Origin of the sequence: Pseudomonas lactis, assembly GCF_001439845.1 — a bacterium.
Lineage (GTDB): Bacteria > Pseudomonadota > Gammaproteobacteria > Pseudomonadales > Pseudomonadaceae > Aquipseudomonas > Aquipseudomonas lactis.
The window spans coordinates 275,983-302,437 of record NZ_JYLO01000006.1 but is presented as its reverse complement, the minus strand read 5'-3'; the positions used below and the strand labels follow the sequence as shown (position 1 = coordinate 302,437).

At 62.3% G+C, this 26,455-nt stretch carries 19 protein-coding genes and 1 pseudogene; 9 read left to right on the top strand and 11 right to left on the bottom strand.

Annotated features, from left to right (window positions below; translation table 11 throughout):
* Nucleotides 1-85: 85 nt before the first annotated feature.
* From TX24_RS12145 to dhaL, 4 genes are all read left to right on the top strand, one after another.
* The gene (locus TX24_RS12145; RefSeq protein ID WP_003191843.1) at nucleotides 86-841 is read left to right on the top strand and encodes an SDR family oxidoreductase; all 756 of its coding nucleotides are present in this window, start codon (nucleotides 86-88) and stop codon (nucleotides 839-841) included.
* 27 nt (nucleotides 842-868) lie between these two features.
* Nucleotides 869-1,984, top strand: coding sequence for an MDR/zinc-dependent alcohol dehydrogenase-like family protein (locus TX24_RS12140; RefSeq protein WP_032900715.1), 1,116 nt, complete (start codon nucleotides 869-871; stop codon nucleotides 1,982-1,984).
* A gap of 151 nt (nucleotides 1,985-2,135) precedes the next feature.
* Complete coding sequence (locus tag TX24_RS12135; protein WP_034135849.1) at nucleotides 2,136-3,137, top strand: dihydroxyacetone kinase subunit DhaK; 1,002 nt, start codon at nucleotides 2,136-2,138, stop codon at nucleotides 3,135-3,137.
* A 3-nt stretch (nucleotides 3,138-3,140) separates the two neighbouring features.
* On the top strand, nucleotides 3,141-3,785 hold the full coding sequence (gene dhaL / locus TX24_RS12130) for a dihydroxyacetone kinase subunit DhaL (RefSeq protein ID WP_057710418.1): 645 nt from the start codon (nucleotides 3,141-3,143) through the stop codon (nucleotides 3,783-3,785).
* Nucleotides 3,786-3,933: 148 nt separating this feature from the next.
* Here the strand turns inward: dhaL and sohB are convergent, their stop codons facing one another.
* Nucleotides 3,934-4,959 (bottom strand): protease SohB, encoded by a 1,026-nt coding sequence (gene sohB / locus TX24_RS12125; protein ID WP_057710417.1) that lies wholly within the window; start codon nucleotides 4,957-4,959, stop codon nucleotides 3,934-3,936.
* 8 nt (nucleotides 4,960-4,967) lie between these two features.
* Complete coding sequence (locus tag TX24_RS31845; protein WP_138183563.1) at nucleotides 4,968-5,180, bottom strand: hypothetical protein; 213 nt, start codon at nucleotides 5,178-5,180, stop codon at nucleotides 4,968-4,970.
* On the opposite strand from TX24_RS31845, the gene TX24_RS12120 reads away from it, so the two are divergent.
* Both TX24_RS12120 and TX24_RS12115 read left to right on the top strand, forming a co-directional pair.
* Nucleotides 5,154-5,864, top strand: coding sequence for a histidine phosphatase family protein (locus TX24_RS12120; RefSeq protein ID WP_003191853.1), 711 nt, complete (start codon nucleotides 5,154-5,156; stop codon nucleotides 5,862-5,864). The genes TX24_RS31845 and TX24_RS12120 overlap by 27 nt on opposite strands.
* 56 nt (nucleotides 5,865-5,920) lie before the next feature.
* The gene (locus TX24_RS12115; RefSeq protein ID WP_003191854.1) at nucleotides 5,921-6,235 is read left to right on the top strand and encodes an SCP2 sterol-binding domain-containing protein; all 315 of its coding nucleotides are present in this window, start codon (nucleotides 5,921-5,923) and stop codon (nucleotides 6,233-6,235) included.
* 192 nt (nucleotides 6,236-6,427) lie between these two features.
* Here the strand turns inward: TX24_RS12115 and TX24_RS12110 are convergent.
* Nucleotides 6,428-9,064: pseudogene (locus TX24_RS12110) on the bottom strand (MGH1-like glycoside hydrolase domain-containing protein).
* A gap of 197 nt (nucleotides 9,065-9,261) precedes the next feature.
* On the opposite strand from TX24_RS12110, the gene hglS reads away from it, so the two are divergent.
* Nucleotides 9,262-10,638 (top strand): 2-oxoadipate dioxygenase/decarboxylase HglS, encoded by a 1,377-nt coding sequence (gene hglS / locus TX24_RS12105; protein WP_057710416.1) that lies wholly within the window; start codon nucleotides 9,262-9,264, stop codon nucleotides 10,636-10,638.
* 745 nt (nucleotides 10,639-11,383) lie between these two features.
* Here the strand turns inward: hglS and TX24_RS12100 are convergent.
* Nucleotides 11,384-11,608 (bottom strand): DUF465 domain-containing protein, encoded by a 225-nt coding sequence (locus TX24_RS12100; protein ID WP_057710415.1) that lies wholly within the window; start codon nucleotides 11,606-11,608, stop codon nucleotides 11,384-11,386.
* 175 nt (nucleotides 11,609-11,783) lie between these two features.
* On the opposite strand from TX24_RS12100, the gene tkt reads away from it, so the two are divergent.
* Nucleotides 11,784-13,826 (top strand): transketolase, encoded by a 2,043-nt coding sequence (gene tkt / locus TX24_RS12095; RefSeq protein ID WP_057710414.1) that lies wholly within the window; start codon nucleotides 11,784-11,786, stop codon nucleotides 13,824-13,826.
* Nucleotides 13,827-13,929: 103 nt separating this feature from the next.
* Here tkt and uvrA read toward each other — a convergent pair whose 3' ends face one another.
* The 7 genes from uvrA to TX24_RS12060 form a co-directional block, all read right to left on the bottom strand.
* A complete protein-coding gene (gene uvrA, locus TX24_RS12090) occupies nucleotides 13,930-16,449 on the bottom strand; it encodes an excinuclease ABC subunit UvrA (RefSeq protein WP_057710413.1) in 2,520 nt (839 codons plus the stop codon).
* A complete protein-coding gene (locus TX24_RS12085; protein WP_057710412.1) occupies nucleotides 16,446-18,158 on the bottom strand; it encodes an ATP-binding protein in 1,713 nt (570 codons plus the stop codon). Before TX24_RS12085 ends, uvrA begins: the two co-directional genes overlap by 4 nt.
* Nucleotides 18,159-18,259: 101 nt before the next feature.
* Entirely contained in the window at nucleotides 18,260-21,331 is a 3,072-nt protein-coding gene (locus TX24_RS12080; RefSeq protein WP_057710411.1) for an error-prone DNA polymerase, read from the bottom strand.
* Between the two features lie 136 nt (nucleotides 21,332-21,467).
* Entirely contained in the window at nucleotides 21,468-22,883 is a 1,416-nt protein-coding gene (locus tag TX24_RS12075) for a Y-family DNA polymerase (protein ID WP_057710410.1), read from the bottom strand.
* 7 nt (nucleotides 22,884-22,890) lie between these two features.
* Complete coding sequence (gene imuA / locus TX24_RS12070; protein WP_003191873.1) at nucleotides 22,891-23,505, bottom strand: translesion DNA synthesis-associated protein ImuA; 615 nt, start codon at nucleotides 23,503-23,505, stop codon at nucleotides 22,891-22,893.
* Complete coding sequence (gene lexA, locus TX24_RS12065) at nucleotides 23,505-24,122, bottom strand: transcriptional repressor LexA (RefSeq protein ID WP_020301598.1); 618 nt, start codon at nucleotides 24,120-24,122, stop codon at nucleotides 23,505-23,507. The genes imuA and lexA overlap by 1 nt, the downstream gene beginning before the upstream one ends.
* A gap of 548 nt (nucleotides 24,123-24,670) precedes the next feature.
* Nucleotides 24,671-25,258 (bottom strand): NUDIX domain-containing protein, encoded by a 588-nt coding sequence (locus tag TX24_RS12060; RefSeq protein WP_034135859.1) that lies wholly within the window; start codon nucleotides 25,256-25,258, stop codon nucleotides 24,671-24,673.
* A 165-nt stretch (nucleotides 25,259-25,423) separates the two neighbouring features.
* Between TX24_RS12060 and TX24_RS12055 the strand changes: the two genes are divergently transcribed.
* On the top strand, nucleotides 25,424-26,350 hold the full coding sequence (locus tag TX24_RS12055; RefSeq protein WP_032903886.1) for an alpha/beta hydrolase: 927 nt from the start codon (nucleotides 25,424-25,426) through the stop codon (nucleotides 26,348-26,350).
* Nucleotides 26,351-26,455 lie beyond the last annotated feature (105 nt).

Genomic DNA, 26,455 nt, shown 5'->3' with positions numbered 1-26,455 from the left:
CGTGACGCTCCGCGTCACTTAACATCGGAACGCAGAGCGTTCCACGCGGCATTCCCACGCAGAGCGTGGGAACGAGGAGTCATTCATGTCTGGTTTCTGGAACCAAGCCTTCGACCTCAGCGGCCGTTGCGCGGTGATCACCGGTGGCGCCGCCGGCATCGGCCTGGCCTGCGCCACCTTGCTGGCGGAACGCGGCGCCCGGGTGGCGCTGCTGGACCGTGACCCGGCCGTGGTCGAGGTGGCCGCTAGCCTGGGTGCCGGGCACCTGGGCATTGCCGTCGACCTCGGAAAGATCGACCAGATACAACCGACCGTCGACAAGGTGTTCGCACACTTCCAACGCCTGGATTACCTGATCAACAGCGCAGGCGTGGTGCTGCTGGACAAGGCCATCGAGGTCAGCGAAAGCGCCTGGGACACCACCCTGGACATCAACCTCAAGGCCAGCTTTTTCATGGCTCAGGCCTGCGCCAGGCACATGATCGCCCAGGGCAGCGGGCGCATCGTCAACCTGGCGTCCCAGGCCGCCGTGATTGGCCTGGACCGTCACGTCGCCTACTGCGCCAGCAAAGCCGCCATCGTCGGCATGACCAAAGTATTGGCCATGGAGTGGGCGCCGCAGGTAAACGTCAACGCCATCTCCCCCACCATCGTCGAAACCGCCCTGGGCAAGAAAGCCTGGGCCGGCGAGGTGGGTGAGCGGGCCAAATTGCAGATCCCGGCAGGTCGCTTTGCCCAGCCGGAAGAAATCGCCGGGCTGGCGCTGTACCTGCTCAGCGATGCCGCGCAGATGATCACCGGCGCCAACATGGTGATCGACGGCGGCTACAGCATTCAGTAATTCATCGTTATGTCGTGAGGTTTTGTCATGTCCACTGTCACCGAACGCACACCTGAACAACTCGCCCCGAGTATCCCGAAAACCATGCAGGCTGTGGTCTGCCACGGCCCGGAAGACTACCGCCTGGAAACCGTCGACGTGCCCACCCCCGGCCCCGACGAGATCCTGACCAAAGTCGAGCTGTGCGGCATTTGCATGGGCGATATCAAGACCTATCGCGGCGCGCCGTCGTTCTGGGGCGATGCCGAGCAACCGCGCTACGTGAAACCACCGATGATCCCCGGGCATGAGTTCGTGTGCCGCGTGGTCGCCCTTGGACCAGGCGCCGAGAAGCGTGGCGTGGCCGTGGGTGACCGGGTGATCTCCGAGCAGATCGTGCCGTGCTGGGGCTGCCGCTTCTGTAACCACGGCCAGTACTGGATGTGCCAAAAGCACGACCTGTATGGCTTTCAGAACAATGTGCAGGGCGCCATGGCCCAGTACATGATCTTCACCAAGGAAGGCATCATCCACAAAGTGCCGGAATCCATCGCCCCCGATGAAGCGATCCTGATCGAACCCTTGGCCTGCTCGCTGCACGCGGCGGAACGCGCCAACGTCGACCATGACGACATCGTGGTAGTCGCCGGCGCCGGCACCCTGGGCCTGGGTATTATCGGCGCGGTGCGGCTGCGCAACCCGAAAAAGCTCATCGTGCTGGACATGAAACCCGAACGCGCCGCCCTCGCCCTGCGCCTGGGCGCCGATGAAGTGTGGAACCCGGCCGAGGTGGATGTGTTGGCGAAGATCCGCGAGATCACCGACGGCTATGGCTGCGACATCTATATCGAGGCTACCGGGCATCACAAGGCAGTCAACCAGGGCCTGGCGATGCTGCGCAAGCTGGGACGCTTTGTGGAATTCAGCGTGTTCAATGACGAGGCCACGGTGGATTGGTCGATCATCGGCGACCGCAAGGAGCTGGATATCCTTGGCTCGCACCTGGGGCCGTATATGTACCCCAGGGCCATCGACTTTATCGGCAACCGCAAGATCGATATGCGCGACGTGGTGACCCACAAGTTTGCGCTGGCAGATTTCAAGCAAGCGTTTGCAGTGATGGAGCGCGGCGATAAATCGCTGAAGGTTGTGCTCGAACCCTGAAAGTTTACTCAACCGCTTTTACTGTAGGAGCGAGCTTGCTCGCGAAGAACTCAAGGCCGCCACGCTGAATCAGACAGCCCGCGTCATCGTTGGCGTTTTTCGCGAGCAAGCTCGCTCCTTACAGTTAATAAAAACAACAGGAACCCGCGTTATGAATCGAGTCATCAACGATCCCGACCAAGTGGTCGAAGACATGCTGCGCGGCATCCTGGTCGCGCACCCCGAACTGCGCCAGTACGAGAGCAACCCACGGGTCATCGTCAAGGCCAGGCCATCCGCCCAAGGCCGCGTCGGCATTGTCACCGGCGGCGGCTCCGGGCATGAGCCGGCGTTCCTCGGCTATGTTGGCCCAGGCCTGGTGGATGCGGTGGCCGTCGGCGAGATTTTTTCCTCGCCCACCGCCAAAAGCTTTTTCGACGCCTTCCGCGCCGCCGACCATGGTGCAGGCGTTGCCTGCCTGTATGGCAACTACGCGGGCGACAACATGAACGTGAAGCTGGCGATGAAAATGGCCGCCAGCAAAGACATGCGCATCCGCACGGTGGTCGCCAATGACGACGTGGCGTCCGCGCCCAAGGCCGACATCGCCAAGCGTCGCGGCGTGGCCGGGGAAATCTTCATGTGGAAGATCGGCGGTGCCGCCGCTGCCCAGCATTACGACCTGGACGGCGTGATTCGGGTGGCGCAGAAAACCGTCGACCACTGCCGCTCGATTGGTATCGGCCTTACGCCCTGCACCATCGCCGCGGTGGGCAAGCCGAACTTCCAGATTCCCGACGGCCAGATGGAGCTGGGCATCGGCCATCATGGCGAACCGGGCATCGAAGTCATCCCGATTGAACCGGCCGCCGCCATGGCCGAGCGCATGCTGGCACCGATCCTCGCCGACCGCGATTTCAGCCAGGACGACAGCGTGGTGGTGCTGATCTCAGGCCTCGGCGCCACCCCGGTGATGGAGTTGTATATTTTCTACGCCGAGGTGGAAAAACAGCTCAAAGCCAAAGGCTTGAAGATTCACCGTTGCTACGTGGGCAACTACTTCACTTCCCTGGAAATGATGGGCGTGACCTTGACCCTGCTCGGCCTCGACGCCGAGCTGAAAACCCTGATCGACCAACCCTGCCGCTCCATCGGCATGACCCAGGCGGAGTGAACCATGAGCCAGCATTTTTCCACCCATGATGGCAGCGCCATCGTCGCCGACCTGGTCCGCGTCATCGTGGCCAACCGTGAGTACCTCAGCGAAGTCGACGGCGCCATAGGCGATGGCGACCATGGCATCAACATGGCCAAGGGCTTTGCCCATTGCGGCCGCACGATCGAAGGCCGCCAACTGACCCTGGCCGAAGCCCTGGACGAACTGACCTTGAGCCTGATGGAAGGCATCGGCGGCTCCATGGGCCCGTTGTATGGCAGCCTGTTTATCGGCATGGCCGACGAAGTGCGCGGCCGTGAAGACATCGACGCCGCCACCTTCGCCCACCTGCTGCGCGGCGGCTTGACCTCGTTGCAGGACATCACCGAAGCGGGCGTGGGCGACAAGTGCTTGATGGATACATTGATTCCGGCGGTAGAAGCCTTTGAACGGGCGCAGGCGTCGGGGGCTTCGTTCAACGATGCACTCGATGCGATGAAAAGCGCTGCTTCTCAAGGGCGGGATTCGACCAAAGACCTGGTGGCCAAGATTGGCCGGGCCAGTCGTTTGGGAGAGCGTTCGCTTGGGGTGCTGGATGCGGGGGCCGTGTCGTGCTGCCTGATCCTTACGCAGTTGGCGGACTCGATTAAACCCCGCTTGACCTGACATGATCGTTCCCACGCTCCGCGTGGGAATGCAGCCTTGGACGCTCCGCGTCCCACCTACGCCAGGGTGACGCAGAGCGTCACTGGAGGCATTCCCACGCGGAGCGTGGGAACGATCGACAAGGGATTACCTGGTTTTCAGTACTGGGTTACCAGAACCGTTGCTGGGTCAAGCGGCTCCACCAGGTCAACAGCACCCGGTCCACCGAACCGCTGGCTGCCAGGCCTACGCGCTCTTGCAGGCTCTTACGCTCGGCATAGTGCAGGTGGAACACTTCGGCGGTCTTGGCCTTGGTGGCCAGGTATTCGTCGCTGGTTTGCAGCTCATCGACCAGTTGCTTGTCGAGTGCGGCGACGCCCAGCCACACTTCACCGGTAGCCACCTCGTCAATCGCCAACTGTGGGCGGTAGCGCGAGACGAAGTTCTTGAACAGCTGGTGGGTGATGTCCAGGTCTTCCTGGAACTTCTCCCGGCCCTTCTCGGTGTTTTCGCCGAACACTGTGAGCGTGCGCTTGTATTCACCGGCAGTCAGCACTTCAAAGTCGATGTTGTGCTTTTTCAGCAGGCGATTGACGTTGGGCAACTGCGCCACCACGCCAATGGAACCGAGAATGGCGAAGGGAGCGCTGATGATCTTCTCGCCGATGCACGCCATCATGTAGCCGCCGCTGGCCGCCACTTTGTCGATGCACACAGTCAATGGCACGCCGGCCTGGCGGATACGCGCCAGTTGCGAAGAGGCCAGGCCATAGCTGTGCACCATGCCGCCGCCGCTTTCCAGGCGCAGCACCACTTCATCCTTGGGCGTGGCCAGGCTCAGCAGCGCGGTGATTTCATGGCGCAGGCTTTCGGTGGCCGAGGCCTTGATGTCACCGTCGAAATCCAGCACGAATACCCGTGGCTTGGCCTCGGGCTTCTTCTTGTCTTTCTTCTTTTCGGCTTTGCTTTCGGACTTGCGCAGGGCCTTGAGCTGGTCTTTGTCGAGCAGGCTCGACTCCAGGCGCTCGCGCAAAGCCTTGTAAAAATCATTCAGCTTGCTGACCTGCAATTGGCCGGCGGATTTACGACGACCTTTACTGCGCAAGGCTGCAAAGCTGATCAGTACCACCAGAATAGCGACCACCAGGGTGACGGTCTTCGCCAGAAAGCTCGCGTATTCGGCCAGAAAATCCATATGTCTCCTTAAAAAAAGCACTGCGCCAGGCGCGGATGGCCCCAGCATACCGACGCCACCGCGAAGGAGCCAGTGATCAAACCGCCAGCAGGCGGGCTCCAACGCGCTTTTAAAACAAGCGTATGTTTTTTCATTGACAGCTCGCAGGCATCCTCATAACCTCGCCAGACTTTCAACGTACCGGGAAAACGGACGTGGGCAGCATTTATCTGATTCGACATGGCCAGGCCTCCTTCGGTGCAGACGACTACGACGTCCTCTCGCCCATTGGCGTGGAACAAGCGCAAGTGCTCGGTCGCCACCTGGCAGACCTGGGCATTGCGTTTGACCGCTGCATCGCCGGCGACCTGCGTCGCCAGCAGCACACCGCCAGCGCCACGTTCGATCAGTACAGCGCCCTGGGTTTGCCGGTGCCGGCGCTGGAAACCGACAGCGCATTCAACGAGTTCGACGGCGAAGCGATTATTCGGGGCCTGTTGCCCGACCTGCTCAGCAGTGAACCGAATGCCGTGCATATCCTGCGCAATGGCCCGCAGAACCGCAGCGAGTTCCAGCGCATTTTCGCCCTGATCATCGAACGCTGGCTGGCCGGCACCTATGATCCGCCGGGGTTGGAAAGCTGGCTGGGGTTTGTCGAGCGGGTCCAGGGTGGCTTGCAGCGCATCCTTGAAGCCGCGAACCACACCGACAAAATCGCCGTATTCACCTCCGGCGGCACCATCACCGCCCTGCTCCACCTGATTACCCGAATGCCTGCCGCCCAGGCCTTCGAAATGAACTGGCAAATTGTTAACACCTCGCTCAACCAACTGAAGTTCCGTGGTCGCGAGGTGGCACTGGCTTCCTTCAACAGTCACGCCCACTTGCAACTGTTGAAGGCGCCGCAGCTCATCACTTTCCGATGAACTGCGGCCAACCGTGACCCCAAGGTCACTGGACTCTACCCTTAAGGATCGAAACCATGACTGACGTAGCTAAAGCCGTAGAAGCAATGAAAGCCAAATTCAACCCAAGCGCTGCCGAAGGCTTGGACCTGGTGTTCGGTTTCCGTATCGACGACAGCAAGAATTTCTCGCTGGTGGTCAAGGACAAGACCTGCGAACTCAAAGAAGGCGAAAACCCTGACGCTCAGGTCACTCTGGTGATGGACAGCGAAACCCTGGAAGGCATCGTCGACGGTTCCACCGACGGCATGCAGGCGTTCATGGGCGGCAAGCTGCGCGCCGAAGGCGACATGATGCTGGCGATGAAGCTGAGCGAGCTGTTCCCTTCCTGATTCAAGGGCAACCCTGAATGCTGATCCCGCCTCACCAGGCGGGATTTTTTTGCCTGCATTCTCGCAGTGAATGAAGATCCCCTGTGGGAGCTGGCTTGCCTGCGATGGCATCCACTCCCTTTTCCGGACACACCGCGGCGCCTGTATCGCAGGCAAGCCAGCTTCCACAGAAAAGCGAATCCGCTTGGGTGCTCAGGGTTTTGGTTGTAACAGTAACGCCACCAACGCGCTCCAGCCTGTCTGGTGTGAAGCCCCCAACCCTCGCCCTGTCTCCCCATGAAAATATTCATGGAACAACACCAGGTCACGACTGGCCGGGTCCTCCTGCAATTGCGCATACCCCGCCATCGACGGCCGCACACCGTTCTCATCCCTGAGAAACAACCGCGTCAGCCGCCCGCTGAGGCTGTCAGCCACCTCCTCCAATGACGCCAGATACCCACTGCCCGTCGGGTACTCCACGGAAAAATGCTCCGCGTAATAGCGATGAAACTCGCGCAACGATTCAATCAGCATGTAATTCACCGGCATCCACAGCGGCCCGCGCCAATTGGAGTTGCCGCCGTACAAGCGTGAGTCGGATTCACCCGGCTGGTAGCGCGCGCACAAGGTGTCGCCATTCATCTTCAGCGCCAGGGGCTGCTCGGCGAACGCCTTGGACAGGGCGCGCACGCCAAAGGCCGACAAGAACTCCTGATCATCCAGCATGCGCCGCAGCAAATCCTTGGTGCGTTCACCGCGCAGCAGCGCCAGCAACAGGCGGTTGCCCTGCCCCGGTTCGGTCCAGCGCGAAACCAGCCTGGCCAGGTCCGGCCGATGATGCATAAAGCCCAGCAGGCGCTCGCGCAAGCCTTCCAGGCCTTCGTGCTCGCGCTGTTCCAGCACCAGCACCGCGAACAGCGGCATTAACCCGACGATGGAGCGCAGGCGCACCGGTTCGCTCTGGCCATCAGGGCGGTGCAGCACGTCGTAGAAAAACTGGTCCTGCTCATCCCACAAACCTTCGGCGCTGTCATCGACGCGGTTGATGGCGCCGGCGATCTAGAGGAAATGCTCGAAAAACTTCACGGCAATGTCCACGTACACCACATTACGCTTGGCCAACTCCAGGCCGATGCGCATCAGGTCCAGGGCATAAGCCGCCACCCAGGCGGTGCCGTCGGCCTGGTCCAACTGGTAGCCCGGCGGCAACGGGGCCGAGCGGTCGAACAAGGCGATATTGTCCAGGCCCAGAAAACCGCCCTGGAACAGGTTGCGGCCCTCGGCATCCTTGCGGTTGACCCACCAAGAGAAATTCAACAGCAGCTTGTGAAAGATCCGCTCCAGGAAATCCATGTCGCCCACGCCGGTCAGCGCCTTGTCCTGCTGATACACGCGCCAGCTGGCCCAGGCATGCACGGGCGGGTTGGCGTCGTCAAAGCGCCATTCGTAGGCCGGCAATTGGCCGTTGGGGTGCATGAAGCGATCCTTTACCAGCAACAACAGCTGTTGCTTGGCGTAACCAGGGTCGATCAGCGCGATGGCCACCGCCTGGAAGCCTTGGTCCCAGGAGGCGTACCAGGGGTATTCCCAGGTGTCGGGCATGGACAGGATGTCGAAGTTGGACAGATGCCGCCAATGGGTATTGCGGATGTGCAAGCGTTCGGGCGGTGGCGCAGGCTGGGCCGGGTCACCGTCGAGCCACTGGTTCACGTCAAAATAGTACAACTGCTTGGACCACAGCAGGCCGGCCAGGGCCTGGCGCTGCACATTGCGCGCATCTTCATCAGCGATGCCCTGTTGCAAGACCGCGTAGAAGTCATCGGCCTCCTGGCGGCGCTGTTCGAATAGCTTGCGTGCATTGACGTCTGGCGCGTCCAGAGGCGCAAAGCGCAGGTAGAGGGTTTTGCTTTCCTGGCCCGCCAGTTCAAGGGTGAAATGCGCGGCCACTTTAGTGCCCGCGTCCCGGCGAATCGCCGACTCGACCCCGCCCACCACATAATCGTTAATGCCATCCTTGAACGGCCCCGGCGCCGGTTGCCCGTCCAGTTTGGGCTGGTTGGTTTCGTTTTCACAGAACAGCCACTGCACGCCGTCCTGGCCCCAGGCACTGAGGCAGCGGTCATCAAGTTCATGATGACGGGCCAGCACCCGATCAACGTCCAGCCTCAAGCTGGGCTTGGGTGCATCGAAGGTCCAGCTCCAGTCATTGCGCGCCCAGAGCTGGGGCAGCACCTGCAGGCGTGTGGGTTGGTCCGAACGGTTCTGCACGGTGACGCGCATGAAAATATCGTCGGGCTGATGCTTGACGTATTCGACACTGACGTCGCAGTAGTGGTTGTCTGCAAACACACCGGTATCAAGGATTTCATACTCGGCATCATCCAGCCCACGACGGGCGTTTTCGGCGATCAGGTCGGCGTACGGAAAGGCCGCATGGGGGTATTTGTAGAGCATGCGCATGTAGGCATGGCTCGGTACGCCATCGACGAAAAAGTACAGCTCCTTGACGTCTTCACCGTGGTTGCCTTCGGCGTTGTTGAGGCCAAACAGACGCTCCTTGAGGATTGCATCGCGCTCGTTCCACAGCGCCAGGCCCAGGCACCAGCGTTGGGCCTTGTCACTGAAACCGGCCAACCCGTCCTCGCCCCAGCGATAGGCGCGGCTGCGAGCGTGTTCATGAGGGAAGTAGGCCCAGGCGTCACCGTCGGCGCTGTAGTCTTCGCGCACCGTGCCCCACTGGCGTTCACTCAGGTACGGCCCCCACTCGCGCCAACGTTCGGCGTGTTGCGTTGCCAGGCGCTGGCCTTCGAGGGTGCCCAGCAGGTTGGTTGCGGGTTTGGCCGTCATCGGGTCCTCCTTCACCTACACAGTGAGGCGCAGTGTAGAGCGCAAGACCTCCGCGTGCACATGAAGACTTGGACGCAGGGCCAACTCATTCATTTGCAGAATGAAGTCCAGAGGAATCTTCGTTTGCAAGCCGGCCGGCCGCTCAACAAAATCGGGCAAAGGCCACGATCATCGCTCCAGTCATCAGGAATTTTTCTATGCACGCCACCGCCCATGTCAGCCCCGACGAGATCCGCAAGGGCTTTTCCAAGGCCATGTCCGACATGTATCGAGATGAAGTGCCCTTGTATGGCGCGCTGCTGGAGCTGGTGGCCCAGACCAATGCCCGCGTGCTCGACAGCGAACCAGGCCTGGCGCATCAACTGCAACGTACCGGCGAAATCCAGCGCCTGGACATGGAACGCCACGGCGCCATCCGCCTGGGCACCGCTGCGGAACTGGCAACCATCAGCCGCTTATTCGCGGTGATGGGCATGCAACCGGTGGGCTACTACGACCTCACCCCCGCCGGCGTGCCCGTGCACTCCACCGCCTTTCGCGCCGTGCATGAACACGCGCTGCAAACCAGCCCGTTTCGCGTGTTCACCTCATTGCTGCGCCTGGAACTGATCGAAAACCCCGACCTGCGCGCCTTCGCCGAAAACGCCCTGGCCAAGCGCTCGATCTTCACCGCCGAAGCCTTGGCCTTGATCGAACAAGCACAAACCCAAGGCGGCTTGAATGCCAGCGATGCAGAGGCCTTTATCCGCCAGGCCCTGGAGACGTTCCGCTGGCACCACACTGCCACGGTCACGGGTGCCCAGTATCAGCAACTCAGCGACCAGCACCGCCTGATCGCCGACGTCGTCGCGTTCAAGGGCCCACACATCAACCACCTGACGCCACGCACCCTGGACATCGACCAGGTGCAGGCGGCGATGCCCGGCAACGGCATCACCCCCAAAGCCGTGATCGAAGGCCCACCTCGGCGCCAGTGCCCGATCCTGCTACGCCAGACCAGCTTCAAGGCCTTGGACGAACCCATCGCCTTCACCGATGCCCACGGCAGCCACAGCGCGCGCTTCGGCGAAATCGAACAACGCGGCGTCGCGCTCACGCCCAAAGGCCGCGCCCTGTACGACCAACTGCTGAACGCCGCCCGCGATGAACTCGGCACCTTCCCCAATGAAGCCAACGCCGAGCGCTATGTGCAATTGATGGCGCAGCACTTTCAAGCCTTCCCCGATAACTACCCGCACATGCGCGAGCAAGGCTTGGCGTATTTCCGCTACTTCGCGACCGATAAAGGCCTGGCAGCACGCGGCCAGGCCGACCAGCCCCGCACATTGGAGGGGCTGGTCAACGCCGGCCATGTGGAGGTGGAACCGCTGGTGTACGAGGATTTTCTGCCGGTCAGTGCGGCGGGGATCTTCCAGTCAAACCTGGGGGATGGAGCGCAGAGTCACTACGCGGGCAACTCCAACCGCGCGGCTTTTGAGCAAGCGCTGGGGCGCAGGACGATTGATGAGTTGCAGTTGTATGAGCAGACGCAGCAGCGCTCTATGGATATATGCGTTGAAACGCTGTTGAAATGACTGAACGCCCGGCGCCACGGCCTTGATGGTAACCACGATGCGAAGCGAGTCGCTCTTGATCTTGCTCTGCTTTTGATCTTGATCTCAAGCGCCCCGTTAAACCACGCTGGCCGAACGCAGGCTTGAATTCGTGGGTAACCCGGCAGGACGCCGGGTTAGCCGCCCCGCGCCATGGATGGCGCGTGGCGGCGGCCCACGGATTCAAGCCTGCGTTCGGGCACACCGAGCCAAGGCGAGGTGCCGAGTGGTGGGGCAAGAGCGTTTTGCTTACTTTTGCGCTTTTCAAAAGTAAGACGCCGTCAGGGCGGAACCCTAAGCGGCCGTTACCGCAGCAATGGATATGTACACAATCCAACTGTGTCGCCTGCCAGGCCGCCTTCGCGAGCAAGCCCGCTCCCACATTTGGACTGCGGCGCGTCAGGTAGATAAGTGTCGGCTGCCAGGCCGTCATCGCAGGCAAGCCAGCTCCCACATTTGGATTGTGGGGTGTCAGGTGGATAGGCGTTGGCTGGAAGGCCGCCATCGCAGGCAAGCCAGCTCCCACAGGCAGCATTTGCAGCCGACCGATTCAGCCCCGTGTTGCATGAATTCTGAGGATGCCCACCCGGCTCAACAACGCAATCCTTGCGCCGCAACAAGCCCCAGAGCCGAGTGGACGGGGCGCATCATAAGGAGTGAAAGGGCATTTGTCCTCCAGACAATTCTGAACAAATATGCACATTCCAAATATGTGGCGAGGGATCGCTTAACCCAGCCGCCTCACAATTTCGTCTTTGACCAATAGCCGTTTCTTCTTCAGCTTTTCCACCTCCTCATCGCTGGCACTGGCTTTTTCCGCCGCCAGCACCTCCCCGTCGGCAGCATCATATTGGGTGAGCAACGAATCCAACCGTTTGTCCTGCGCCCTGCGTTCGTGAACAACTTCCTTGCTCAACCCCAAGTCCTGATACAGGTCGTGTTTCACTGGCATGGCGTACCTCCACAGATTGATCGATGGTCTACGCCCTTGAAGCTAGCCCATTCCAACCGGTCTTGTCATGTTTGAGATCATTAGCATCCCGTTCGTCGCGGCGCATGCGATGGGATCAAACCTTTGCCCCACCCTGCCCTCAACTGTAGATCGCCACCCCAGGGAGAACGGTTTTATGAATCACGTTGCCACCGCTGCCGACACCCAATGCATCAACACCCTACGAACCCTGGCCATGGATGCCGTGCAGAAGGCCAATTCGGGCCATCCGGGCACGCCCATGGGCCTGGCGCCGGTGGGTTATACGTTGTGGAGTCGCTTCCTGCGTTATCACCCCGAGCATCCCGACTGGCCCAACCGTGACCGTTTTGTATTGTCGGTGGGGCATGCCTCGATGCTGCTGTATTCGCTGTTGCACCTGGCCGGTGTGGTGGAGATCGATGCCCATGGCCAGCGCTCAGGCCAGCCGGCCGTCAGCCTGGACGATATCAAGCAGTTCCGGCAGATCGGCTCCAAGACCCCAGGCCATCCCGAGTACCGCATGACCACCGGCGTGGAAACCACCACCGGCCCGTTGGGCCAGGGCTGCGCCAACAGCGTGGGCATGGCCATGGCCGAGCGCTGGCTGGGCCAACGCTTCAACCGCGACGGCCAGGTGCTGTTTGACTACGACGTCTACACCCTGTGCGGTGACGGCGACATGATGGAAGGCATCAGCAGCGAAGCCGCGTCCCTGGCCGGGCATTTGAAGCTCGATAACCTGTGCTGGATCTACGACAACAACACCATCAGCATCGAGGGCCACACTGAGCTGGCGTTCAGTGAAGACGTGATCCAACGCTTCCGGGCCTATGGCTGGCACACCGTGCATGTCACCGATGCCAATGACTTGCAGGCTTTGAGCGTGGCATTGGAAACGTTCAAGGCCAACACCGGCGCCCCCACCTTGATCGTGGTGGACAGCGTGATCGGCTACGGCTCACCGCACAAACACAACACCGCTGCGGCCCATGGCGAGCCACTGGGCGAGGACGAAATTCGCCTGACCAAGGCCGCCTATGGCTGGCCACAGGATTCAAGCTTTCTCGTGCCCGAAGAGGCTCGCACAGTGTTGCGCGATGCCCTTTACGAACGCGCCGAGCCGCTGTACGCCGAGTGGAACCAGACCCTGGCCGCCCTCGACCCGCAACGGGCCGATGAACTGCAACGCATGCGCGCCGGGGAAATGCCCGAACAATGGCAAGCGCACCTGCCAGACTTTGCCGCCAATGCCAAAGGCGTCGCCAGCCGTGCTTCGGGCGGCGAGGTATTGAATGCCTTCGCCCAACAGATTCCATGGTTGCTGGGCGGTTCGGCGGATTTGTCGCCCTCGACCAAGACCAACCTCACCTTCGACGGTGCCGGGCGTTTCAGCGCGGATGACTACAGCGGGCGCAACCTGCACTTCGGTATCCGCGAACACGCCATGGGCGCCATTGCCAACGGCATGGCGCTGTCCTACCTGCGCCCGTACACCTCGACCTTCCTGGTGTTCAGCGACTACATGAAACCGCCGATCCGCCTGGCGGCGATCATGGAGTTGCCGGTGATCTTCGTGTTTACCCATGACTCCATCGGCGTCGGCGAAGATGGGCCGACACACCAACCTATCGAACACCTGACCCAATTGCGCGCCACCCCGGGGCTGTTGACCCTGCGCCCAGGCGATGCCAATGAAACCCTGGAACTGTGGAAGGTGGCGCTGGCACAAACCCATCGGCCCAGCTGTATGGTGTTATCGCGCCAGGCACTGCCGACCCTCGACCGCAACCACTATGCCCCCGCCTCCGGTGCGGCCAAAGGTGCCTATGTGTTGGCCGGTGCGGATCAACCTGAGGTCATCCTGATCGCCACCGGCAGCGAAGTCAGCCTGGCGGTGGCCGCGTATGAGCAGCTCAAAGACCAAGGCATTGGCACTCGCGTGGTGTCGATGCCCAGTTGGGAGTTGTTTGAAGACCAGGATCAAGCCTACCGCGACAGCGTCCTGCCACCGGCGGTGAAAGCCCGCGTAGTGGTGGAACAGGCAGGGCCCTTAGGTTGGGACCGCTACGTCGGGCAGACCGGCGCCAAAGTGGTGATGAACAGCTTCGGCGCCTCGGCACCGCTGGCCAAGTTGCAGGAGAAGTTCGGGTTTACCGTGGAGAATGTGGTGAAGCTGGCCAAGCAACAGATCTTGTAGGAGCGAGCTTGCTCGCGAAGAACTCGCAGGCGCCGCGTTTATTCAGGACGAACGCGTTATCGTTGACGTTTTTCGCGAGCAAGCTCGCTCCTACAGTTGGTTATTAGAACAGTGATTGGGCTAGATAAGGTGCAGTGCGGCTGTGTTTGCTCTTGGCAACCTTTTGCGGCGTACCGCACGCCACCACCTTCCCCCCCAAGTCCCCTGCCCCCGGGCCGATATCAATCACCCAATCACTCTGGGCCACCACGCGCATTTCGTGCTCCACCACAACCACCGTATGCCCTGCCTCCACCAAATGATTCAACTGGCTGAGCAAACGATCGACGTCCTTGGGGTGTAAGCCGGTGGTCGGCTCGTCCAAGACATACAAGGTGGCGCCCCGGGCGTTACGTTGCAGCTCGGTAGCAAGCTTGATGCGTTGGGCTTCGCCGCCGGACAGCTCGGTAGCCGGCTGCCCCAGGCGCAGATAACCCAGGCCGATATCGCGCAGCACGACTAACGAGCGCAGGATGCCCGGTTGCTCGGCGAACACCTGCACCGCCTGCTCCACCGTCAGCCCCAGCACCTGGGCGATGTTCAAACCCTGCCATTTGATCGCCAGGGTGTCGGGGTTATAGCGTGCGCCGTGACAGGTCGGGCATGGCGCGTACACACTGGGCATGAACAGCAATTCAACGCTGACAAAACCTTCACCCTCGCAGTTCGGGCAACGGCCTTTGGCGACATTGAAGGAGAACTGCCCGGCATCGTAATTGCGCTTCTTGGCCGCTGGCGTGGCGGCGAACAGCTTGCGCACGTTGTCGAACAGCCCGGTGTAGGTCGCCAGGTTGGAACGCGGCGTGCGGCCAATGGGTTTCTGGTCCACCTGCACCAGGCGCTGGATGTGTTCCAGCCCGGCGCTGATACGCCCGCCACTGGCTTGCGGTGCGGCATCTTCCAGGCTCGGCTCCTCGTCGCTTTCCAGCACACGCCCCAGACCCGTGCCCACCAGCTCCAGCAGCGCCTGGCTGACCAGGCTGGATTTGCCCGAGCCGGAAACCCCCGTCACCGCGGTGAAACAGCCCAGCGGGAAATCCACGTTCAAATTGTTCAGGTTGTTTCGCGTCACGCCCTCCAGCTTCAGCCACCCGGCCGGTTCGCGGCTTGGCGCATTGGTCGGGCGAGGTTGGGCAAACAGGTATTCGCGGGTCTGCGAGGCTTCGATATCCGCCAACCCTGCGGGCGGCCCGCTGTACAGCACTTGCCCGCCATGCTCGCCGGCAGCCGGGCCCACGTCGATCAGCCAGTCGGCGCGGCGCATGGTTTCCAGGTCATGCTCCACCACAAACAGCGAATTGCCTGCGGCTTTCAAACGATCAAGCGCAGTGAACAACGCTTCGCCATCCGCCGGGTGCAGACCCGCCGACGGCTCATCGAGCACATAAATAACCCCGAATAACTGCGAGCCCAATTGGGTGGCCAGGCGCAGACGCTGCAACTCCCCCGACGACAAGGTCGGCGTGCTGCGCTCCAGGGACAGATAGCCCAGGCCCAGTTCGATCAAGGTGTTGACCCGTTCGAGCAGGTCCTGGGCGATGCGTTGGGCTGCCAGGCGTTTTTCCACCGACAGCTTCATCCTGTCCTGCCCCGCCGCCACCGGCCGCAGCAAGTCGGCCAATTGCGCCAGAGACAGTTGCGACAACTCGCCGATATCCACCCCCGCAAACTTCACTGACAGCGCCGCCTGGTTCAGGCGCTTGCCCTCGCACAACGGGCAGGCATTGCCTTGCATGAACTGCGACACGCGCTTTTTCATCAGCGCGCTTTGGGTGTGGGCGAAGGTGTGCAGGATATAGCGCCGAGCGCCGCTGAAGGTGCCTTGGTAGCTGGGTTCGAGCTTGCGTTTCAACGCCTCGCGGGTCTGCTGCGGGGTGAAGCCGGCGTACACCGGTACGGTGGGGGTTTCTTCGGTGAACAGAATCCAGTCGCGCTGTTTTTTCGGCAAGTCGCGCCATGGGATGTCCACGTCATAGCCCAGGGTCACGAGGATGTCGCGCAGGTTCTGGCCCTGCCACGCCAACGGCCAGGACGCCACTGCGCGCTGGCGGATGGTCAAGGACGGATCGGGCACCATCAGCGCTTCGGTCACTTCATACACGCGGCCCAGGCCGTGGCATTGCGGGCACGCGCCCTGGGGCAGGTTCGGCGAGAAGTCCTCGGCGTACAACATGGCCTGCCCTTTCGGATAACGGCCGGCGCGGGAATAGAGCATGCGGATCAAGCTCGATAAGGTGGTGACACTGCCCACCGACGAGCGCGCACTGGGTGTACCGCGTTGCTGTTGCAGGGCCACGGCAGGCGGCAAGCCTTCGATGCTGTCTACATCCGGCACGCCAACCTGATCGATCAGGCGCCGCGCATAGGGCGCCACCGATTCGAAATAGCGGCGCTGGGCCTCGGCGTACACCGTGGAAAACGCCAGGGACGATTTGCCAGAGCCAGACACGCCGGTAAACACCACCAGGGCGTCCCGGGGAATATCCACATCGACATTACGCAAATTATGTTCACGGGCGCCACGCACCCTGACGAAGCCCGTTTGCGGGGCGGTGAGCGGTGGGATGTTGCGCGGTGATGTCATGGGCAACCTTGTCTTGCGCTTAGCACCCTGCGCACGCGTTGGGTCAGGGCATCGGGGCTGTAGGGTTTGCTCAGCAGGTGGATATCGGCGCTGAGCAGATGATTGGAAGACAGAATGTCGCGGGTGTGGCCGGAGGTAAACAGCACCGGCACTGGCGGGTTCTGCGCACGAGCCCAAGTGGCCAGGTCGGTGCTCTTGACCCGACCGGGCATCACCACGTCGGTAAAGATCAGGTCCGGCGACACGCCGCGCTGCAACACTTGCATCGCGCGGTCGCCATCCTCAGCGGTCAGTACGGTATAGCCCGACTGCTGCAGCAACTCGACCACCGTCAGGCGTACGCCTTCATTGTCCTCGACCACCAGGATAGTTTCCTGGCCGCTGGCTTGCAGGTCCACATCGCTGTAGTCCTCAAGGCATTCGGGTTCCAGGCAGTGGGGGAAATACATTTGCACCACCGAGCCTTTGCCCTCCTCGCTCCACATGTCCACGTGCCCGCCACTTTGGCGCACAAAACCGAACACCATGCTCAGGCCCAGGCCGGTGCCGTGGCCTTCGCGCTTGGTGGTAAAAAAGGGTTCGAATGCGCGCTTGAGGGTCGCCTCGGACATGCCCACGCCGGTGTCGGCCACTGCCAGGCGCACGTACTCGCCGGGCTTGATGCTTTTACCGATGCAATCGTCCGGGTTGAGGATGACGTTTTCTCCGGTGATACGAATCACACCCTCGCCCTGCATGGCATCGCGGGCGTTGATCGCCAGGTTGAGCAGCGCGTTTTCCAGCTGGTTGCGGTCGACATTGATGCACCAGGAGTCCTGGGGCAGTTGCACGTCGATATGAATGGTTTCCCCCAACGCCCGTTGCAACAACTCGCCCAGGCCAGCGTAGATGCGCTGCGGGTTGTACACCGCCGGCGACAAGGGCTGGCGACGGGCAAAGGCCAGCAGTTGCGACGACAGCTTGGCCCCACGTTCCACGGCGGCGATGGCCGCGGTGACGCGACGTTGCACCTGGGGGTTGTCCGGTTCATGCCGGGCGAGCAAATGCAGGTTGCCGGCGATCACTTGCAGCAAGTTATTGAAGTCATGGGCCACGCCCCCGGTCAGGCCGCCAATCGCTTCCAGCTTCTGTGACTGGCGCAACTGGTCTTCTGCGGCCGACCGCGCCTGCACTTCAGCGGCTACGCGTTGCTCCAGATTATGGGTGAGCTCCTGGCGCACCCGCTCGGACTTCACCAGTTCGGTGGTTTCCACCACAATCGCCAGCACCCCGGCCGGCTGTTGGTTGTCCCCGGCCACGGGGCTGTAATAGAGGTCCAGCCATACGCTTTCCGGTTGGCCGTGACGCGATAGCACCAGTTCCTTGTTATTGAACGACAAGGTGCCGCCCGCCAGGCACGTATCCACCACATGCCGATTGAACTCGGCCACCTCCGGCCAGCCCAGTTCGACCGGAGTGCCCAAGAGGTAGGGATGGCGCCCGCCGGCAAATGCCGAATAGCTGTCGTTGTAGATCATGTACCCTGCCCGCCCCCACAGCATCACCATCGGCACGGGTGAGGCGAGCATCATTTGCACGGTGCAAGCCAGGCTCGTGGACCACTGATCCAAGGGGCCAAGGTCGGTACTTGACCAGTCAAACGTGCGAATCCGCTGGGCCATTTCGCCGGCCCAGCCTTCACAGCCATGGGGGTTGGATAAAAATTGCATGATTGGGCTCTGTGCAGGGACAAGACAGTCGCAAGTTTTGGAGCGCGCCAGCGGTGGATGGTTTCATCCTGAACACAGAGGAATGCATAAACCCCTGGAACTCAATGAAAATCCCGGCTGCGCACCACCATTCCATCCAGCAGCGGCGTCAAATCGGTGAGGCGCCCCGCGATCAAATGCCGCACCTCACCCACCGCCTCCCAACGGCCGTCCACCTTGAGCAAACGCGAGCCCACCAGCGCCTGGCGCTGACGCTCGGCCAGGTCGCGCCAGACCACCACATTGAGGTTGCCGAACTCATCTTCCAGGGTGACAAAGGTTACGCCGCTCGCCGTGCCTGGGCGTTGGCGCCCTGTGACCAGCCCGGCGATGCTCACGTTGCGCCCATGTTCCACCGCCAGCAACTCCTGGGAACTGCGGCAGCGGCGCCGGCGTAACTCGGCGCGCAACAACGCCAGGGGATGGGGCCCCAGGGTGGTACCGAGGGTGGCGTAATCGGCGTGCAAATCTTCGCCTACCGTGGGCTCGGGCAATGCCACCCGCGTTTCATCGGGGCTCGGCAGGCCGGCAAACAAGCCCAGTTGCTGATGCACACCGGCCACGTCCCAGCGCGCCTGATGGCGGTTGCCGGCCAGGGCGCGCAAGGCCCCGGCATCCGCCAGCAGCGCCTGGGCACGCGTATCCAGGCCGGCGCGCGCGTCCAGGTCAGCGATGTCGTTGAACCGCCGCTGCTGCCTCGCCGCTTCGATACGCCGCCCGTCTTCCTCGCGAAACCCCGAGATCATGCGCAAGCCCAAGCGAATCGCCGGTTGCTGGCCGTCGATGGGCTCCAGGCTGCACTCCCAGTCACTGGCCTGCACATCCACCGGGCGGATCTGCAAGCGATGGCGCCGGGCGTCCTGCAGGATCTGGTCCGGGCTGTAGAAGCCCATGGGCCAGCTGTTGATCAGGGCGCAGGCGAAGGCCGCTGGCTCATGGCATTTGAGCCAGCAACTGGCATAGGTCAGCAAGGCGAAACTGGCGGCGTGGGACTCAGGGAAACCATAGCTGCCAAAGCCCTTGATCTGCTCGAAAATCTGCGCGGCAAAGGCTTCGGTGTAGCCGTTCTTCAGCATGCCGGTGCGCAAGCGCTGCTGATGCGGCTCCAGGCCACCGTGGCGTTTCCAGGCGGCCATGGAGCGGCGCAACTGGTCGGCCTCGCCGGGGCTGTAGTCGGCGGCGACCATGGCAATCTGCATCACCTGTTCCTGGAACAGCGGGATGCCCAGGGTGCGTTCCAGCACCGCTTTCAATTGCGGCGACGGATAGGTCGTGGGCTCTTCGTTATTCCGTCGACGCAAGTACGGATGCACCATGCCGCCCTGGATCGGCCCAGGCCGCACAATGGCGACCTCGATCACCAGGTCATAAAACGTCTGCGGCTTGAGCCTGGGCAACATCGACATCTGCGCCCGCGACTCGATCTGGAACACACCGATGGTGTCGGCCTTGCTGATCATGGCGTAGGTGGCCGGGTCTTCCTTGGGAATCGTGGCCAGGCTCAAGTCCCGGTGGCGATGCCGGCGCAGCAAATCGAAACAGCGGCGGATCGCGCTGAGCATGCCCAGGGCGAGGATATCCACCTTGAGCAAACCGACGGCGTCGAGGTCGTCTTTGTCCCACTGGATAATGGTGCGCTCGGCCATGGCCGCATTTTCCACCGGCACCAGGGTGTCCAGCGGGTATTCGCTGATCACAAAGCCGCCAGGGTGCTGGGACAGGTGTCGGGGAAAACCGATCAGTTGCTGGGTGAGCGTCAAGACCCGGCGCAGCAGTGGGCTGTCCGGGTCGAAGCCGCTTTCACGCAGGCGCTCCAACGGTGGCGCCTCATCGCTCCAGCGCCCGCAGCAATCGGCCAAGGCGTTGATCTGGTCCGGCGGCAGCCCGAGGGCCTTGGCAACATCACGTACCGCGCCCGTGGCGTGGTAACTGCTGACCACCGCCGTCAAGGCTGCACGGGTGCGGCCATAGCGCTGGAACACGTATTGCAGCACCTCTTCGCGGCGTTCGTGCTCAAAATCCACGTCGATGTCCGGCGGCTCGTTGCGCTCCTTGGACAGGAAGCGCTCGAACAGCAGGTTGGTCAGGCTCGGGTTGATTTCGGTGATGCCCAAGGCAAAACACACCGCCGAGTTAGCCGCCGAACCACGGCCTTGGCACAAAATCGAACGGCTGCGGGCGAAACGCACGATGTCATGCACCGTAAGAAAATAGCTTTCGTAACCCAGCTCGCTGATCAGCTGCAGTTCACGATGGATTTGCTGCAAGGTCTTGTCGTCGATGCCTTCGGGCCAGCGCTGGGCGATGCCTTCTTCGGTGAGGGTGCGCAGCCAGGATTGGGCGTCATGCCCCGCGGGTACCAGCTCGCGTGGATAGTAATAGCGCAACTGGCCGAGGTCGAAGGTGCAGCGCCGCGCGATGGCGAGGGTTTCATCCAGTAAGGCCTGGGGATACAGCGCCGCCAGCGCATCGAGGCTACGCAGGTGGCGTTCGCCATTGGGGTGCAGGCGCGTGCCGGCTTCGGCCACCGGCACGTGGTGGCGGATGGCGGTCATGGTGTCTTGCAGGGCACGGCGGCCTCGCGCATGCATATGCACATCGCCGCAGGCCACGGCAGGGATTTGCAGGCTGTGGGCCAGTTGCAAGCGCTGTTGCAGATGGCGCGCATCGTCCTGGCCACAATGCAGGTGCACCGCCAGCCACAGGCGCTGGTCGAAGGTACGGCGCAACCAGTCGAGGCTGGCCTGGGTGTCGCTGTCTTGTGCCACCCATAACGCCAACAGGCCGGGCAACGGTTGCTCGAAATCTTCCTGTAGCAGGCGATAGCGGCCCTTTTCAGCCCGCCGCCGGGCCAGGGTGATCAGCCGGCACAGGTGCTGATAACCGCTCAGGTTCTCCACCAGCAGCACCAGTTTCGGGCCGTTTTCGATGTGCATTTCGCTGCCGATAATCAACGGCAAGTCCACGGCTTTGGCAGCTTGCCAGGCGCGCACGATGCCTGACAGCGTGCATTCATCGGTGATCGCCAGGGCGCTGTAGCCTTGGCCTTTAGCGCGCTCGAAAAGTTCCAGCGCACTGGAGGCGCCGCGCTGGAAGCTGAAGTTGGACAGGCAGTGCAGCTCGGCATAATTCATGCTCCCTCCTCCCCTGTAGGAGCGAGCTTGCTCGCGAAAAACGTGAAGACACCGCGTTCCTTCAGGCCCCCAGCGTCATCGTTGACGACCTTCGCGAGCAAGCTCGCTCCTACAGTAGGTGGCGGCTCAAGGGGGCTCATGCAAACCACCCTTGCAACCACAGCCCATCGCCTTGCCCTACCGTGCGATAAGCCCAGCCCTGCTGGCCGGCGCGGGTCTGGATCAGGTAATAGTCGCGACGCACATCGGCGCCGTCCCACCAGCCGGATTCGATGCGCTCCGGGCCCATCAGGATCTGTACGCCGTGTTCGGCCAGCAAGGTCGGTTGCGGTAATAACCAACCGGGGCGCCGGACCTTGTTCAAGCTCGGGCACGGCTGGCTGTCGGTCGCGGCTTGCCAGGCGCATTCGGGGCGGTGGTCGGCCTGAAATCGCAGGCCCTGCACCGCCTCATCCCCCAGGCGCGCCCGCAGGCGTTCGCGCAATTGTTCCCACGGCAGGGTTTGTTGCGGGCGGTCGTCGAACAGGTCCTGGCGTTGCGGCACGAACACCGGCAAGTCCTCGGCCACCAGGCGCACACCCCGCACCGGCGCGGTGACCTGTACCTGTTCCAGGCGCCCACGGGCCAGTTCGAACAACATCGAAGGCTCGCGCTCGGCGCTGAGCAGGCCCACCTTGATCACGCTGTCGTGTGCCTGGGCATGTTCCAGGTGCAGGTCAAAGCGCTGCACGCCACTGTCGCGGCCGCACAGAAAGGCCGACAGGTCGCCGGTCAAGCGCCGCAAGGGGAACAGCAGCGCCTGGTGGGATTGCACATCGAAATTCAACTCGATGCGTGCATCGAACTGGTCGGGCGGTTGATAGAAATCCAAGGCCAATGGCCGCTGCCCGCTCAGGGCGTCGAGGTGCTTGAGCAAGCTGGCGTCAAAGCGTCGCGCCAGGGTATGCCGGGGCAAGGCCTGCACCTGGGCCAGGCTGCGCAGGCCCATGCGCGACAAGGCGGTGGCGGCCAGGGGTTCAAGGCCCGCGCGGTCGATAGGCAGAGATGCCAGGGCCTGCATCAAGGCGCTGTCATCGGCCACGGCCAGGCCGTCGTAGCCGTTTGCCAATACCCGCGCCGCCGCCGGGTTGGGCGCAGCGACGATGCGATGACGAAAGCCAAGCTCGGTCAGTTCTTTGCGCAAACGCGCCTCGAGTTGCGGCCAGGGCCCGAACAGGCCCAGGCTCGATTCGATCTCGAACAACAAGGCCCGAGGGTAATACAGGCTGACCTGGGAGCTGAACCGGTAGGCCCAGGCGGCCAGAAACTGCTGCAGGCGCTCGATCTCCAACGGGTCGTATTCGACACAGGCAAACTGCTTGGCCAGGGCATGGGCTGCCGTCAACGATTGCCCGGGGCGCAGGCCCAAGGCGCGGGCGGCGGCGTTGACGGCTTGCAACACGCGCCGCTGCGGCGTGCCGGCCAGCAGCGCCAGCGGCTGCTCGGGTTCGGCGTGCACACGCTGTGCCCCGTCCAGCGCCAATTGCGGGAAGACAATACACACCCAACGCATGGCAACCTCAATGCCCCGCCAGGGCAATCGGCGCCGGATGGGCCAGCCCGCCACGGCACTTGAGCACCCGCACTTGCGCGGGCCTGGCCTCGACCGCCAGGCGCAGGGCGGCGGGCGAGGCATTGATCGCCTCGCTCAGTGAGCGCCAGGCAAACGCCAGGGTCTGCCCGGTTTCGGCCGCCACCTGCAAACGCCGCAAGGCGCGATCATCGGCCTTGCGCGGCCAGCACAACACCGCCCCGCAACTGCCCGACCGCAGGCATTGCTCCACCGCCCACAGCGCGTCGCGCTCCTCGGCCCGGATAATGGACAACTGGCGCACATCCACCCCGGCGTTCTGCCACGCATGGGGATAGGGGGTATAGGGCGGCGCCACCAGCACAATGCGCTCGCCCAGGGCCGACAGGCGCGCCAGTGTGGGCAGCACCAGTTGCAACTCACCCACTCCGTCCTGGGCCATCAGGATTTCACTCAAGGCCGATTCCGGCCAGCCGCCACTGGGCAGCACCGCATCCAGCGCCGCCAGCCCCGTGGGATGTACGCTGGCCGGTGGCGCGGCGGGCCGGCCCTTCCAGACTCGCCCGCCATTGAACAGCGAGTCCAGGGCAACCACGGCGCCCATCAGCCTTGCCTCACCAGGCCGCAGAACACGCCTTCGATGGCCAGGTCCTGCTCGGGCCCGACCACGATGGGTTGATAGGCCGGGTTGCGCGGCAACAGGCGAACCCTGTCGCCGTGGCGCTCGAAACGCTTGATGGTGACGTCACCGTCCAGGCGCGCCACCACAATCTGCCCGTTCAAGGCTTCGGCAGTGCGGCGTACGCCCACCAGGTCGCCATCGAGAATGCCATCTTCAATCATCGAATCGCCCTGCACTCGCAGCAGGTAGTCGGGGGTTTTGGCGAAGGTAGCGGGGTCCAGTTGCAAGCGGCTGTGCACCTCGGCATCGGCGCCAATCGGCCGACCGGCCGCCACGCGGCCGAGCACCGGCACATCCAGCCACTCGGGACGCGCCGGTTGATTTAGCAAGCGAATGCCACGGGCCTGGTTGGGGTTGACCTCGATAAAGCCGGCTTCGGTCAGCGCCACCACATGCTTGCGGGCGACGCTGCGCGAGGCGAAGCCGAACGCCTCGGCGATCTCGGCGAGGCTGGGAGGCTGGCCTTGTTGCGCGATGCGCTCGCGGATGAAGGTCAGGATGGCGGTGCGGCGGGGGGTCAGGTTTGTCATGGAGTACATTTGTACTCCTGTGGGAAATTTCTGACAATAACCGTCAGTCGGCGCTGGGTGTTACACCGGTGGGAGCTGGCTTGCCTGCGATGACGCCCTGACAGCCGACGCCTATCTACCTGACACCCAACGATCCAACTGTGGGAGCTGGCTTGCCTGCGATGGCGGACTGACAGTCAACACAGCTGGATTGTGTACATATCCATTCCTGCGGTAACGGCCACTTAGGGTTCCGCTCTGACAGCGGGTCACTTTTGGAAAAGAGCCCCAAAAGTAACCAAAAGGGCTCTTGCCCCACCACTCGGCACCTCGCTTAGGCTCGGTGTGCCCGTAATCCGCCAGTGATTTGGGGGGCCGCCGCCACGCGCCATCCATGGCGCGGGGCGGCTAAACCGGCATCCCTGCCGGTTTACCCCCCAAATCCCTGTCGAATTCCGGCCAGCGTGGTTTAACGGGGCGCCTAAGATCAAGATCACAAGCAGATCAAGATCAAGAGCGGCTCGCTTCGCATCGTGGTTACCGTCTGCTGCTACAGCCCACAAAGTTGTGTAGGCGCCTCACCACCCCTCTTTCAACATCCGCACCTCCAGATGCTGCAACAACATAATCGTCTTGCCATCCACAATCTCCCCACTCTGCACCATCGCCAGCGCCTGCTCGAAGCCCAGCTCCAACACCTCGATATCCTCGCCCTCTTCTTCCAGGCCACCACCCGCCCCCACTCGGTCACCTGGCTGATATTCGCCGATAAAAAAGTGAATACGCTCGGTTACCGATCCTGGGCTCATGAACGCCGCGTAGATTTTCTCCACATGCCCCACGCGATAGCCGGTCTCTTCCTCGGCCTCCAGGCGGATGCGCTCTTCGGCGCTGGCGTTGTCGAGCAAACCGGCTGCCGCTTCAATCAGGTAGCCGGGGTAATCGTTGACGAACGTGGGCATGCGGAACTGGCGAATCAGCAACACCGTGCGTTGTTCGCGGTTGTACAACAGGATGGTCGCCCCGTTGCCCCGGTCATACACCTCGCGGGTCTGGGCTTGCCAACTGCCGTCGCGACGGCGCAGGTCGAAGCTGTATTTCTTCAGCAGGTACCAGTTGTCCGAGAGGGTTTCTTCGGCGGTGATGCGCACGGGGCTGTTATTCATGTGTGGGCCTTTGCAGGTGGGGCAGGTTCAAGCCATCCACCCTATCAACCCGCACGAGGATTGTTCAATGCTGTAACACTTTCATCCGTCACGGCCGTCGCATTAATGCCTACCCGCCTAGGCCATCTGGTAAAACCCGTGCTTCATCTTTGTTCTGGAACCTTCATGTCTTCTGCTTCTATGCCCCGCCGGGGCCTGCGCTGGTTTGTCTGGCTGTGCATGGCCGTGTTGATTGTCGGCCTGCCGGTCGGTTGCGCCGTGTTGCAACACAAGGAGCGCGAACTGGTGTTTCGCATCGAGCCGGGAACCGCCGGCTGGTACACCGGCCTGCCCAAGGCGGTGCAGGAATTCGAACTCAAGCCCGCCAGTTTCAAAGCAGGGCAGAACATTCATGGCTGGTGGTACCCGGCAGCCAACAAAGACGCGCCCGCCATCCTGTACCTGCACGGGGTACGCTGGAACCTCACGGGCCAATTGTTTCGCATCGAGCAATTGCATGCCCTGGGCTTTTCGGTCCTGGCCATCGACTATCGCGGCTTTGGCCAAAGCCAGGGCGACCTGCCCTCGGAAGCCACGGTGTACGAGGACGCGCGCATTGCCTGGGAGCGTTTCCAGACCCTGCAACCAGACCCCGGCAAGCGCCTGATCTACGGGCACTCCCTGGGTGGCGCGGTCGCCATCGACCTCGCCGCAGAGCTGGGCAAGCAGGTGCCGCTGCCGGTGCGTGGGCTGGTAATTGAATCCACCTTCACCTCCCTGGCGGATGTCGCCACGGCCGTTGCCAACACCTCATTGCCGGTGCGCTGGTTGCTGTCGCAGAAGTTCGATTCCATCGACAAGATTGCCGACATCCACATGCCGCTGCTGGTGGTCCACGGCCTCGACGACCGCTATGTACCACCGCGCTTCAGCCAGCAGTTGTTCGAAGCCGCCCAGCAGCCCAAACACCTGTTGCTGGTGCCAGGCGCCAGCCACAACAACAGCATGAACCTGGCCGGGCGCAGTTATGGCCAGGCGCTGGAAAACCTGATGCGCACAAAGATGCCCGCCCAGGTGGTGACACACTCCACAGGCCGCGATAACGCCTCATAAATACGCTTTTCGGCACTGGGTTCGCGCTTGGCTGTCAAGCGCAAACCCTGGCCATGTTGGCCCGAAATGCAAGTTGATCAAATAATGATCTTCGCGGAAATCGCC

What these genes read in the sequence shown, in the direction of transcription:
- hglS (WP_057710416.1), top strand. Translation starts at nt 9,262, where the DNA reads ATGCACGCCACCGCCCATGTCAGCCCCGACGAGATCCGCAAGGGCTTT.
- uvrA (WP_057710413.1), bottom strand. Translation starts at nt 16,449, where the DNA reads ATGACATCACCGCGCAACATCCCACCGCTCACCGCCCCGCAAACGGGC.
- lexA (WP_020301598.1), bottom strand. Translation starts at nt 24,122, where the DNA reads ATGTACTCCATGACAAACCTGACCCCCCGCCGCACCGCCATCCTGACC.
- sohB (WP_057710417.1), bottom strand. Translation starts at nt 4,959, where the DNA reads ATGGATTTTCTGGCCGAATACGCGAGCTTTCTGGCGAAGACCGTCACC.
- TX24_RS12080 (WP_057710411.1), bottom strand. Translation starts at nt 21,331, where the DNA reads ATGAATTATGCCGAGCTGCACTGCCTGTCCAACTTCAGCTTCCAGCGC.
- dhaL (WP_057710418.1), top strand. Translation starts at nt 3,141, where the DNA reads ATGAGCCAGCATTTTTCCACCCATGATGGCAGCGCCATCGTCGCCGAC.
- tkt (WP_057710414.1), top strand. Translation starts at nt 11,784, where the DNA reads ATGAATCACGTTGCCACCGCTGCCGACACCCAATGCATCAACACCCTA.
- TX24_RS12100 (WP_057710415.1), bottom strand. Translation starts at nt 11,608, where the DNA reads ATGCCAGTGAAACACGACCTGTATCAGGACTTGGGGTTGAGCAAGGAA.
- TX24_RS12115 (WP_003191854.1), top strand. Translation starts at nt 5,921, where the DNA reads ATGACTGACGTAGCTAAAGCCGTAGAAGCAATGAAAGCCAAATTCAAC.
- TX24_RS12075 (WP_057710410.1), bottom strand. Translation starts at nt 22,883, where the DNA reads ATGCGTTGGGTGTGTATTGTCTTCCCGCAATTGGCGCTGGACGGGGCA.
- TX24_RS12135 (WP_034135849.1), top strand. Translation starts at nt 2,136, where the DNA reads ATGAATCGAGTCATCAACGATCCCGACCAAGTGGTCGAAGACATGCTG.
- TX24_RS12060 (WP_034135859.1), bottom strand. Translation starts at nt 25,258, where the DNA reads ATGAATAACAGCCCCGTGCGCATCACCGCCGAAGAAACCCTCTCGGAC.
- TX24_RS12140 (WP_032900715.1), top strand. Translation starts at nt 869, where the DNA reads ATGTCCACTGTCACCGAACGCACACCTGAACAACTCGCCCCGAGTATC.
- imuA (WP_003191873.1), bottom strand. Translation starts at nt 23,505, where the DNA reads ATGGGCGCCGTGGTTGCCCTGGACTCGCTGTTCAATGGCGGGCGAGTC.
- TX24_RS12085 (WP_057710412.1), bottom strand. Translation starts at nt 18,158, where the DNA reads ATGCAATTTTTATCCAACCCCCATGGCTGTGAAGGCTGGGCCGGCGAA.
- TX24_RS12055 (WP_032903886.1), top strand. Translation starts at nt 25,424, where the DNA reads ATGTCTTCTGCTTCTATGCCCCGCCGGGGCCTGCGCTGGTTTGTCTGG.
- TX24_RS31845 (WP_138183563.1), bottom strand. Translation starts at nt 5,180, where the DNA reads ATGTCGAATCAGATAAATGCTGCCCACGTCCGTTTTCCCGGTACGTTG.
- TX24_RS12145 (WP_003191843.1), top strand. Translation starts at nt 86, where the DNA reads ATGTCTGGTTTCTGGAACCAAGCCTTCGACCTCAGCGGCCGTTGCGCG.